General features: G+C 38.4%; 12 protein-coding genes. All 12 read left to right on the plus strand.

Annotated elements, in window-relative coordinates:
- The first annotated feature begins 8 nt into the window (after positions 1 to 8).
- The 12 genes from ftsL to MKZ30_RS03585 all read left to right on the plus strand — a co-directional run bounded on the left by ftsL (position 9) and on the right by MKZ30_RS03585 (position 12461).
- On the plus strand, positions 9 to 416 hold the full coding sequence (gene ftsL, locus MKZ30_RS03530; protein ID WP_002419342.1) for a cell division protein FtsL: 408 nt from the start codon (positions 9 to 11) through the stop codon (positions 414 to 416).
- A complete protein-coding gene (locus tag MKZ30_RS03535; RefSeq protein WP_002383404.1) occupies positions 416 to 2644 on the plus strand; it encodes a penicillin-binding protein in 2229 nt (742 codons plus the stop codon). The genes ftsL and MKZ30_RS03535 overlap by 1 nt, the downstream gene beginning before the upstream one ends.
- Before the next feature lie 27 nt (positions 2645 to 2671).
- The gene (gene mraY, locus MKZ30_RS03540; RefSeq protein WP_002368238.1) at positions 2672 to 3637 is read left to right on the plus strand and encodes a phospho-N-acetylmuramoyl-pentapeptide-transferase; all 966 of its coding nucleotides are present in this window, start codon (positions 2672 to 2674) and stop codon (positions 3635 to 3637) included.
- 22 nt (positions 3638 to 3659) lie between these two features.
- Positions 3660 to 5030, plus strand: a complete 1371-nt coding sequence (gene murD, locus MKZ30_RS03545; RefSeq protein ID WP_010715078.1) for a UDP-N-acetylmuramoyl-L-alanine--D-glutamate ligase — start codon at positions 3660 to 3662, stop codon at positions 5028 to 5030.
- Positions 5031 to 5034: 4 nt separating this feature from the next.
- A complete protein-coding gene (gene murG / locus MKZ30_RS03550; RefSeq protein ID WP_002355896.1) occupies positions 5035 to 6126 on the plus strand; it encodes an undecaprenyldiphospho-muramoylpentapeptide beta-N-acetylglucosaminyltransferase in 1092 nt (363 codons plus the stop codon).
- An 8-nt stretch (positions 6127 to 6134) separates the two neighbouring features.
- On the plus strand, positions 6135 to 7259 hold the full coding sequence (locus tag MKZ30_RS03555; RefSeq protein WP_033601126.1) for a cell division protein FtsQ/DivIB: 1125 nt from the start codon (positions 6135 to 6137) through the stop codon (positions 7257 to 7259).
- A gap of 173 nt (positions 7260 to 7432) precedes the next feature.
- A complete protein-coding gene (ftsA, locus tag MKZ30_RS03560) occupies positions 7433 to 8755 on the plus strand; it encodes a cell division protein FtsA (RefSeq protein ID WP_002355898.1) in 1323 nt (440 codons plus the stop codon).
- Positions 8756 to 8781: 26 nt separating this feature from the next.
- Positions 8782 to 10014, plus strand: coding sequence for a cell division protein FtsZ (gene ftsZ, locus MKZ30_RS03565; protein WP_002355899.1), 1233 nt, complete (start codon positions 8782 to 8784; stop codon positions 10012 to 10014).
- 16 nt (positions 10015 to 10030) lie between these two features.
- Positions 10031 to 10708 (plus strand): YggS family pyridoxal phosphate-dependent enzyme, encoded by a 678-nt coding sequence (locus MKZ30_RS03570; protein ID WP_002358890.1) that lies wholly within the window; start codon positions 10031 to 10033, stop codon positions 10706 to 10708.
- A 13-nt stretch (positions 10709 to 10721) separates the two neighbouring features.
- Positions 10722 to 11366, plus strand: coding sequence for a cell division protein SepF (locus MKZ30_RS03575; RefSeq protein WP_002355901.1), 645 nt, complete (start codon positions 10722 to 10724; stop codon positions 11364 to 11366).
- 28 nt (positions 11367 to 11394) lie between these two features.
- Complete coding sequence (locus MKZ30_RS03580; RefSeq protein ID WP_002355902.1) at positions 11395 to 11652, plus strand: YggT family protein; 258 nt, start codon at positions 11395 to 11397, stop codon at positions 11650 to 11652.
- Positions 11653 to 11678: 26 nt separating this feature from the next.
- Complete coding sequence (locus MKZ30_RS03585; RefSeq protein ID WP_002355903.1) at positions 11679 to 12461, plus strand: YlmH family RNA-binding protein; 783 nt, start codon at positions 11679 to 11681, stop codon at positions 12459 to 12461.
- The last annotated feature ends 74 nt before the right edge of the window (positions 12462 to 12535 follow it).

Consider the following 12535-nt stretch of genomic DNA (forward strand, 5'->3'; position numbering starts at 1 on the left):
GTAGACACATGGCTGAATTGAAGAAAGTAAATGATTTCCATTATGAAGCACCAGAAATGGATCAGCCAACTGTGGCAACAGAGCAAGACAGAAAAATGCAAGAGGAAACACTACCTGTCCCCACTCTATTACCCAAAAAGAAACTAAAAAATGTCTCTTTGCTAGAAAAATTAATCGGTGTTGTATTAGTTTGTGCAACGATTGGTATTGCAATTGCGACAATTCAAGTAAGAACGACAATTGTCCAAACCATGAACGATATTACAGATACGCGAACAGTCATTAAAGAAAAGGAAGATAACGCTTTGAAATTGGAACAAGAAAGAAGCGAACTTTCTAAATCAGATCGAATCAAAGATGTCGCTAAAAAACAAGGACTAGAAAATAACGGCGACAATGTTAGGACTGTTAAATAATGAGTAAAAGACATAAATTTAAACAATTCATGAAAAAGAAAAACTTAAATCCGATGAACAATCGTAAAAAAGTAGGCATCATTTTATTCGCTACGAGTATTGGATTGTTCTTTTTATTTGCCTTTAGAACGACATACATTGTGGCAACAGGAAAAGTAGCCGGTGTCTCACTAAAGGAAAAAACAGCTTCTTTATATGAAGGAAGCCAAGTGGTAAAAGCTAAGCGAGGATCAATTTTAGATCGATATGGTAATCCAATCGCAGAAGATGCTACCTCCTACTCGTTATATGTTGTATTATCAAAAAAATATACGGGACAAAATAATGAAAAGCTCTATGCTGAGAAAAAAGACTTCGATGATATTGCTGAAATTTTAGCGAAATATACCAAACTAGACAAAAAAACAGCATTGAAATACTTGAATAATGGGATCCATGAAGATGGGTCAACACAATATCAAGTGGAATTTGGTGCAGGTGGTCAAAACATTACCTTGGAAACACGCCAAAAAATTGAAGCAGATTTGAAAAAGAAAAAAATCTCAGGTGTTTATTTCAATGAACATCCAGCCAGATTATATCCCAATGGGCAGTTTGCTTCTCACTTTATTGGCTATACGAAAGCAGCCAATCCAGATGATGATAAAGAAGGCTTAGTAGGCGCAATGGGACTAGAACAGACCTATAATGATATTTTAAGCGGAACCGATGGCCGTGTATATTTTGAAAAAGATATTTATGGCAATGCCTTACCAGGAACTGTGGCGGAAGAGAAAAAAGCAGTGGATGGTCAAGATATTTACACAACGCTGGATAGTCGCTTGCAAAATACCTTAGAAGATTTAATGACGCAAGTTAATGAAAAATATGAACCAGTTTCTATGACTGCCATGTTAATGGAAGCAAAAACAGGCGAAATTGTTGCCATGTCTCAACGGCCAACATTTAATCCTGAAACGAAACAAGGGTTAGACGATAATGGCACGTGGCAGAACCTATTAGTTGAAAGTCCTTATGAACCAGGCTCAACAATCAAATTATTTACAACAGCTGCTTCTATGGAACAAGGACAGTTTAATCCTAATGAATTATTCAATCGTGTTGGTGGAATTCAAGTTGGGGATGTAACTGTGAATGACCATGACTACACTCGGTTGAACGGCAAAGAATATTTGAATTATCGTCAAGCCATTTCTTGGTCTAGTAATATTGGTATGGTAAAACTAGAACAAAAAATGGGTGATGAAAAATGGATGGAGTATTTGAAAAAATTTGGTTTTGGTACGAGCACGCATTCAGGTTTAAGTGGTGAATCTGCTGGTAAATTGCCAGGAACAAACTTTGTAGATAGAGCAATGTCGGCATTTGGTCAAGCAATTACGGTTACTAATTTCCAAATGATGAAAGGTTTCTCAGCTATTGCAAATGACGGTTCAATGTTGCAACCTCATTACATCAGCAAAATTGTTGACAAAAATACAGGAAAAGAAACGATTACGGAACCACAAATCGTAGGAACCCCAATCAAAGCGCAAACAGCTCAACAGATTCGTACGTACATGATTGATACCGTTGAAGACCCGACTTACGGGATTGCGTATGATATTTATAAAGTACCAGGCTATCATGTTGCTGCCAAAACAGGAACTGCCCAGATTTCAGATGGTAAAGGGTACGTTGATGGAGCAAGTCAAGTCTTGTCTTCTGTAGTGGAAATGGTCCCAGCGGATAATCCTGAATATGTTTTGTATATTACACTTAGACAAGCAAAATCAGGTTCGCCTTCAGAAGCAATGGCGGCAATTGCAAACCCATTAATGAAATTAGCGTTAGACATTAAAGAGACAGATCCGGAAACAACGAAAGTAGCTTCTGATAAAGTCACAGTTGCTGATTATAAAAACATGACGCCAGCGGAAGCGTTGGCCAATGCCAAAGTGAACGGGGTGGATCCTGTGATTATCGGCGATGGTGAAAAAATCAAGAAACAATCAACGCCGTCTGGTCAAACATTAATGCCTAATCAAAAATTGATTTTGATCACAAACGGAACGAACTATATGCCTGATTTAACCGGCTGGTCGAAGAGCGATGTTACCAAGTTTGGCGATCTATTAGGTTTGACTGTCGAGTTTAAAGGTGAAGGCTATGTGACGAAACAAAGTATCGCTGCTGAAACTGAAATTACGGAGAAAAAATTAACCGTGACTTTAGAAGGCACAGAATAATAACGTAGAATAATTAGGAGAGATAACATGGAGTGGACACAGATTTTTATTCCCATAGTGGTGAGTTTTGCCATTACAGTGAGCGTAATGCCACTATTCATTGGCTATTTTCAAATGAAAAAACAAGGGCAGGTTACTCGTGAAGATGGCCCAACTTGGCATAGCGTGAAAACAGGTACCCCTACAATGGGGGGAGTCGTTTTCCTTGTAGCCAGCTTGATTACTTCATTAGCAATGGGGTTGTTTTTCCACCAATTTACGCCGTCTCTACTAATTATTCTATTTATTTTAGTATTATACGGTTTGCTAGGTTATTTAGATGATTTCATAAAAGTCTTTAAAAAACGGAACATGGGCTTAAATTCTCGTCAAAAATTAATTGGTCAAATTTTTGGTGGGTTGGTTTTCTACTTTGTTTATCGAAGTGAAGGCTTTTCAGACACCTTAGATTTGTTTGGATTAGCAGAAGTTCCGTTAGGTATTTTTTATGGCGTGTTTATTATTTTTTGGTTAGTCGGTTTTTCTAATGCCGTGAATTTGACAGATGGGATTGACGGCTTAGTTGCTGGTTTAGGAACAATTTCATTTGGTACTTATGCAATTATTGCCTGGAAACAACAACAATTTGATGTTGTGATTATCTGCCTAAGTGTGATTGGTGGGCTGATTGGCTTTTTCCCTTATAATAGAAAACCAGCAAAAATCTTCATGGGTGATGTTGGTTCATTAGCATTAGGTGGATTGTTAGCAGCAATTTCAATTATTTTGCATCAAGAATGGACGCTACTTTTAATTGGACTTGTCTACGTTTGTGAAACAGCAAGTGTTATTTTACAAGTTGCTTCATTTAAATTATTTGGTCGACGGATTTTTAAAATGTCACCAATTCATCACCATTTTGAAATGTGTGGTTGGTCTGAATGGAAAATTGATTTTGTCTTTTGGTCTGTCGGTTTAATCTGTTCAGGAATCACATTATGGATTCTTTTCTAATCTATCAAAGGGGAAATTGACAATGAAAAAAATAACAACCTATCAAAACAAAAAAGTGTTGGTTTTAGGACTAGCTAAAAGTGGTGTCAGCGCAGCGAAACTCTTACATGAGTTAGGTGCGCTCGTTACCGTTAATGACGCAAAACAATTTGATCAAAACCCTGACGCCCAAGATTTATTAACCTTGGGTATTCGTGTTGTTACAGGAGGGCATCCAATTGAATTGTTGGATGAAGAATTTGAACTAATCGTTAAAAATCCTGGTATTCCTTATACAAACCCACTTGTGGCAGAAGCACTAACTCGGAAAATTCCTATCATAACTGAGGTGGAATTAGCAGGTCAAATTGCGGAATGTCCAATTGTCGGCATTACGGGCACCAATGGCAAAACAACCACGACCACGATGATTGGTTTATTGCTAAACGCTGACAGAACGGCTGGTGAGGCACGTTTGGCGGGAAATATTGGTTTTCCAGCGAGTACGGTGGCTCAAGAAGCAACAGCCAAGGATGATCTTGTGATGGAACTTTCTAGTTTTCAGTTAATGGGAATTGAGACGTTTCACCCACAAATTGCAGTAATTACAAATATTTTTGAGGCACACTTGGATTATCATGGTTCGCGGAAAGAATATGTTGCTGCAAAATGGGCCATTCAAAAAAACATGACCGCAGAGGACACCTTGATTTTAAATTGGAATCAAGTAGAGCTTCAAACGTTAGCTAAAACCACAGCAGCCAACGTATTGCCTTTTTCAACGAAAGAAGCAGTAGAAGGTGCTTATCTTTTAGATGGGAAATTATATTTCAATGAAGAATATATTATGCCCGCCGATGAGCTAGGGATTCCTGGTAGTCACAATATTGAAAATGCACTCGCAGCGATTTGTGTAGCTAAATTAAAAAATGTATCGAATGCTCAGATTAGACAAACTTTGACAAACTTTTCAGGCGTTCCCCATCGAACGCAATTTGTTGGCGAAGTTCAGCAAAGACGTTTTTATAACGATTCAAAAGCAACCAATATTTTAGCTACAGAGATGGCGTTAAGTGGGTTTGACAACCAAAAGCTACTTTTACTTGCGGGCGGCTTGGATCGCGGTAACTCATTTGATGAATTGGTTCCTGCTCTGCAGGGACTCAAAGCAATTGTTTTATTTGGAGAAACTAAAGAAAAATTGGCGGAAGCTGCTAAAAAAGCGAACATTGAAACAATTTTATTTGCTGAAAATGTTCAAACGGCGGTTACCATTGCCTTTGATTATTCGGAAAAAGATGATACTATTTTACTATCACCTGCTTGCGCAAGTTGGGACCAATACCCGAATTTTGAAGTACGCGGGGAAGCCTTTATGCAAGCTGTTCAACAATTAAAAGAAAGTGAAATGTGAGAAAATGAAGATACTAGTAACTGGTGGTGGCACAGGTGGGCATATCTATCCTGCGTTATCCTTCGTCGAACACGTCAAAAAAGAAGCACCTGCAACAGAATTCTTGTATGTGGGAACAGAAAATGGTTTAGAAAGTCAAATTGTGCCAAAGGCGAAAATTCCATTTAAAACGATTAAAATTCAAGGATTCAAGCGTTCGCTGAGTCCTCAAAATTTTAAAACAATTTATTTATTTTTAACAAGTATTAATAAAGCAAAAAAAATTATTCGTGAATTTCAACCAGATGTGGTCATTGGTACAGGCGGTTATGTTTCTGGTGCAGTAGTTTATGCGGCCCACCAATTAAAAATACCGACAATTATTCATGAACAAAATAGTATCCCTGGAATGACAAATAAATTTTTAAGTCGTTATGTGGATAAAATTGCGATTTGTTTTCCGGATGTCGCTAGTTTTTTCCCGAAAGAAAAAACAATTTTGACAGGGAACCCGCGGGGACAAGAAGTCGTAACGGTGGAAAAGTCAGCTATTTTATCAGAGTTTGGCTTGGATCCAGCAAAGAAAACGGTGGTTTTATTTGGCGGAAGTCGTGGCGCCTTGAAAATCAATCAAGCGTTTGAACAGGCCTTTCCTTTGTTTGAAGAGAGAGAGTATCAAGTTTTATACGCTTCAGGAGAAAGATATTATCAGGAACTTCAAGAAAGTCTAAAGCTTTCTGAAAAGAAATTGACAAACATAAGTGTGCAACCGTATATTGATAAAATGGTTGAAGTGATGGCTAATACCGATTTAATGGTGGGACGTGCAGGAGCAACCTCAATTGCGGAGTTCACCGCATTAGGATTACCAGCAATTTTAATTCCGAGTCCTTACGTCACGAATGATCATCAAACGAAAAATGCGCAAAGCTTAGTAAAAGTTGGTGCTGTTGAAATGATTCCAGATGCAGAATTGACCGGCGCTCGTTTAGTTGCGGCAATTGATGATATTTTATTAAACAATGAAAAAAGACAACAGATGGCAACGGCGTCCAAAGGGGAAGGCATCCCAGATGCAAGTGATCGTTTGTATCAAGTTGTGAAAACGTTAGTCTGAGATAGGAGGTGTGGAAGATTAGTAACGAGAACGATATATTCAAAAAAAGAAAACCATTACCTCCAAAAAAATCGGAAGAGTCTCAACCTGAACTGACACCTTGGCAAAAACAAAACCAAGAATATTTGAAGAAGCAAGCGGAAGAAGCTGCTTCAAAAGGTGAAAACGAACAAGCAGAAGTCATCATCACTTTACAAGAACAAAGTCAAGAAGAGCCTCAACAACATCTTCCACAAGAAACAGTGGAAGAAGAGGAGCATTTTGCAGATCGTTTACCGAACGTTAAGAAAACACGGAACAAGCGCTTATATAGGCGTTTAGCCTTTATTTTAACTTGTTTAGGGACAGCCATTTTAGTGGCATTGTATTTTGTTTCGCCTCTTAGTCGATTGAGTGAAGTAACAGTTTCAGGTAACAAAAGTGTGGAGAGTCAAGCGATTATTCAGCAGTCAAAACTTGAAACGGGCAGTGGCTTATGGGAGCAGTATTCAAATAGAAATTATTTTTCTGCAAATATTCAGAAAAAGTTTCCAATTATAAAAAAGGCGAACATTAAGTTAAATGGTATTAATTCATTTAAAATTGATATTCAAGAGTATCAAATTGTCGCTCTTGCTGCGACTAAAGGCGGCTATCATCCGATTTTAGAGAATGGTAAAACTTTGGCGGAAACCACCAAAGCTGCTGAAAGTGGCAAACCAATTTTTGAGAATTTCAAAGAGGATAAATTAATCCCTGAATTAATGGCCTCTTACAACAAATTACCTCAAGAAATTAAACAAGGAATTTCAGAAATTAAATATGCACCATCCAAAACCAATAAAGACTTGATTAATGTCTATATGAATGATGGAAATCGAGTGATTGTTAATATTTCTGATTTAAGTGAAAAAATGGCTTATTATTCACAAGTAGCCGAGCAAATGGACAAACCTGGAATCGTTGATATGGAAGTCGGCATTTTTTCTTATCCGTATGAAAAAGAAAGTGAAGAAACGGGCAGTGAAGTTTCCGAAGATTCAGCGGTTGAAAATCAAGAAGTTGCGGACCCAAATGCAGGCGTAGCAACGGATGAAGCGAATAACGGTACGCCGATAAATGGAGAAAATCAAGAAGTGCAACAAGCAGAATAAGTTTTTTACAAAAATGTTTCAAAAATTAACGAACAAATTCGTATAATCTGCTTTCTAAAACCCCCATTTTTATGGTAAAATTGGAAGAAGTGAATAATACTAAAAAAGAGATAGTTAAACGGACGCCTTTGTCCGCTTAGATATTGGAATTAATAGGAGGAGGAATTCCGTTCATGGCAAAAACAGGAATGTATGTAGGCCTCGATATTGGTACAACTTCTGTCAAAGTAGTTGTCGCTGAATATATTGAAGGTCAAATGAACATCATCGGCGTTGGAAATGCAAAATCAGACGGTTTGAATCGAGGGATTGTCGTCGATATTGATCAAACAGTTCAAGCAATCCAACGGGCCGTTCGACAAGCCGAAGAAAAAGCCGGCATTCAAATTAAAAGCGTAAATGTTGGATTACCAGCGAATTTATTAGAAGTAGAAAGCTGTCAAGGAATGATAGCTGTTAGCAGTGAATCAAAAGAAATTACAGATGAGGATGTGCGCAACGTCGCATCTGCAGCTTTGGTTCGTTCAACTCCTCCTGAACGTCAAATTGTTGCAATCTTACCGCAAGACTTTACCGTCGACGGCTTTGAAGGCATCAAAGACCCACGTGGAATGCTTGGCGTTCGCATGGAGATGTTTGGCGTTGTCTATACTGGACCAAAAACAATCATCCATAACATCCGTAAATGTGTTGAAAAAGCTGGCTTAGGAATTAACGAATTAGTGATTACACCGCTTGCTTTAACAGAAACAATTTTAACAGATGGCGAAAAAGACTTTGGAACAATTGTCATTGATATGGGTGGCGGTCAAACAACGACATCTGTTATCCACGACAAACAATTGAAATTTACTCATGTTAACCAAGAAGGCGGCGAGTTCATCACGAAAGATATCTCAATCGTATTGAATACTTCTTTTAACAACGCCGAAGCCTTAAAAATTAATTATGGGGATGCTTATCCAGAAAGAACTTCAGCAAACGAAGAGTTTCCTGTTGATGTTATCGGTAAGTCAGAGCCTGTAAGAGTGGACGAACGTTACCTTTCAGAAATTATTGAAGCGCGTGTGGAACAAATTTTGAGAAAATCAAAAGAAGTTCTGGATGAAATTGATGCGTTTGAATTACCTGGAGGCGTTGTGTTAACTGGTGGCGCCGCTAGTATGCCAGGTATTGTCGATTTGGCGCAAGAGATTTTTGAAGCCAACGTAAAACTATACGTACCAAATCACATGGGCTTACGTAACCCAGTCTTTGCTAATGTCATTAGCATTGTGGAATATTCAGCGCAACTAAACGATATTTATCACATTGCCAAATATGCAATCCCTGGTGAAAAATCGAAACCAGCACAATCAGTCGCTGTCCAACAAGAAGTTCGCTATGACACATATGCTGAACAGCCTCAAGAAGAATACGAAGAATTCAACGAACGTGAGTCTGGTGAAAAAGTGACAGGCAAAATCAAAGACTTCTTCTCGAACATTTTCGACTAATCACACAAACAGGAGGATACGATATCATGGAATTTTCATTAGACAATAACATTAACAACGGTGCAGTCATTAAAGTTATCGGTGTAGGTGGCGGCGGCGGAAACGCTGTAAACCGTATGATCGAAGAAAACGTTAAAGGCGTGGAATTTATCACAGCCAATACAGACGTTCAAGCATTAAAACATTCAAAAGCAGAAACAGTGATTCAATTAGGCCCTAAATACACTCGTGGTTTAGGTGCCGGTTCACAACCTGAAGTTGGCCAAAAAGCTGCAGAAGAAAGTGAACAAGTGATTTCAGAATCATTACAAGGCGCGGATATGATTTTCATTACTGCTGGTATGGGTGGCGGAACTGGTACAGGTGCTGCGCCAGTAGTTGCAAAAATCGCTAAAGAATTAGGCGCTTTAACAGTTGGTGTAGTAACTCGTCCATTTAGTTTTGAAGGTCCAAAACGTGGTCGTTTTGCCGCTGAAGGAATTGCTTTATTAAAAGAAAACGTTGATACACTATTAATTATCTCAAACAACCGCTTATTAGAAGTCGTTGACAAGAAAACGCCAATGCTTGAAGCATTTAGAGAAGCTGATAATGTATTACGTCAAGGTGTTCAAGGGATTTCAGATTTAATCACTGCACCAGGTTACGTAAACTTGGACTTTGCTGACGTGAAAACAGTGATGGAAAACCAAGGAACAGCTTTAATGGGGATTGGTGTAGCGAGCGGCGAAGAACGCGTAATTGAAGCAACGAAAAAAGCTATTTCTTCACCATTGTTAGAAACATCAATCGATGGTGCGGAACAAGTCTTATTAAACATTACTGGTGGCTTAGACATGACCTTGTTTGAAGCACAAGATGCTTCAGATATCGTTACAAATGCTGCTTCAGGTGATGTGAACATCATCCTAGGTACATCAATCAACGAAGATTTAGGCGACGAAATTCGTGTAACAGTAATCGCTACAGGTATTGATGAATCAAAAAAGGATAGAAAACCGCACCGTCAAACAAGACAAGCGGTTCAACCAATGCAACAAACAACTCAATCTGTGGAAATGGATCAACCAAAATCACAAGAAGAAGCAAGTGCTTTTGGCGATTGGGATATTCGCAGAGAACAAAATACACGTCCAAAAGTTGACGAATCTTCATTAGAACAAGTAGACAAAAAAGAATTTGATACATTCCACCGTGAAGAACCAAATCACAATGATGACGAATTAAGTACGCCACCATTTTTCCGCAGAAAACGATAAGGAGCATCGATTAGAAATGATAGCTGAAAACTTAACAAATATTAATAATCAACTTCAGCTAGCATGCAAAAGCTCACAGCGCTCTGTTGCTGATGTGACAATGATTGGCGTCACTAAATCAGTAGGAATTGAGGAAGCAGCAGAGCTTGTTCAGCTTGGTGTCCAGAATTTAGCTGAAAACCGAGTAGATAAGTTACTAGAAAAGAAAGCTGGATTGGAAAAATTTAATGATATTCAGTGGCATTTAATTGGTAATTTACAACGTAGGAAGGTAAAATTAATTATTAATGAGATAGATTATTTTCATGCATTAGATAGTCTGAGTCTAGCCAAAGAAATTCAAAAAAGAGCAACGAAAGTTATTCGTTGTTTTGTTGAAGTGAATATAACTGGGGAAGAAAGCAAGCACGGCTTTCGTAAAGAAGACGTCTTACCTTTCATTCAAGAACTTGCTGATTTGGACAAAATTCAAATCGTCGGTCTAATGACTATGGCACCTTTTGGGGCAAGTGAAGAAGTATTACATGCAACATTTAGAGAATTAAAAGAGCTGCAAATGACCGTAAATGAGAAACATTTATCTTTTGCTCCTTGTACAGAACTTAGCATGGGAATGAGTAACGATTTCCCAATCGCAGTTGAAGAAGGTGCAACTTTTATACGAATCGGAACAGCGTTATTCAGAGATGCGTAAAGGAGAGGAATTTATGTCAATTTTTAACAAGGATGCGTTATCGAGCTTTTTTGGCTTATCTGGCGAAGAAGATGATTATTATGATAACTACGAAGAATATGAAGAGCGCAAAGCAGTTAATGAACCACCGCGTCGTGCGGCTCGGCCTAAACCACAACGCCCTGTTCAACAACAGGAAAGTTACAGTCAGCCAGCTTATACACAACAAAGTGAGCCTGTAGTTGAAAAACCTTCTGCACGCTATCGTTCTGCTGAAGCGCATCAAGAAAGAGACACACAACAAGCTGCTTACACAGAGAAAAAAGTGGTTTCTATGCGTAGTTCTAATCAATCAGCGACTACGAATACAAGACGAGCACAAGAAAGCACCGCCAATGCAAAAACACATAAAATTACTATTATTGAACCACGTGTGTATTCAGAAGCAATGAGCATTGCGAAACATTTATTTGCTGAAGAAGCTGTGCTAGTTAATTTTACATTAGTAGAAGAAGACCAAGCACGACGCATCGTTGATTTCTTAACTGGTACTGTGTATGCTTTAGACGGAGATATTCAGCGCGTTGGCAATGAAATCTTCTTATGCACACCAGCGAATATGGAAATTGATAGTGCGACAGCACAATCTTTAGCCAACAAACAATTCTTTGATTTCTAAGCCTTAGGGAGGTGTTATTATCGCAACACTGATTACTCTATTATACAAAGGCGTTCAAATCTATTCAGGATTACTAGTGATTTACGCGCTACTTTCATGGTTTCCAGGAGCATATGATTCTGCTTTCGGGCGTTTGCTCTCTAGAATTTGTGAACCATACTTAAGTTTGTTTGACCGTTTGAATTTAAGGATTGGAATGGTTGGATTTAACGTAATGGTAGGGATTATTGTCCTTAACCTAGCAGCGGGTGGCTTAGCAGTCATTTTACGAGCTATTGTTTATTAATAACTTTTAGAAAGGATGATTTATCTATGAACGCAAATGTGTATCAACATTTCCGCAAAGATGAACATCCTTTTATTGACACTGTCGGGGATTGGCTAGAGCAAGTGGAGATGCAATACGCGCCTTATTTGACAGACTTTCTTGATCCTAGACAGGCGTATATTTTGGAAACGTTGATTCGACAAAACAGTGATTTATCGTTTACTTTTTATGGTGGTTATGAGCAAGCAGAACGAAAACGCTGCTTGATTTATCCAGCGTATTACATACCAGAAGAGACAGATTTTGGTGTTGTATTATTTGAAATTATTTATCCATCTAAATTTGCGACATTATCTCATGGGAAAATTTTAGGCACCTTGATGAATGTTGGGGTTCGTAGGGAAGCCTTTGGAGATATTATTTCCGATGGTGATAAGTGGCAGGTTTTTATAGCACAAGAAGTAGCTGGCTTCGTTGTTAACCAAGTCGACAAAATTGGTAAAATTACTGTTCGCTTAGAAGAGCGGGATTATACACAAATTTTGATACCGAAGGATGGTTGGCAAGAAGAGCGAACGACTATGAGCTCTTTGCGGCTGGATAGTGTAATTTCCGCCGTATTTAATATTTCAAGGCAGCGATCAAAACAATTGATCGAATCTGGTAAAGTAAAAGTCAATTGGACAGAAACGACACGACCAGATTTTGCCTTAGACTTATTAGATATTGTTTCGATACGAGGATTTGGGCGCCTTCAGATTCAAGAATTAGAAGGAAAAACAAAGAAAGAAAAATTTCGTGTCCTCTTAGGGGTATTGAGAAAATAATCTCGAACTTTTGTTTAAGAAAACCATTTTGGCTGTTCATTCAGACGAAGTTGTGTATAATAAAAAAAGTAAGA

It is taken from the genome of Enterococcus sp. LX10, assembly GCF_023539285.1.
Lineage (GTDB): Bacteria > Bacillota > Bacilli > Lactobacillales > Enterococcaceae > Enterococcus > Enterococcus faecalis.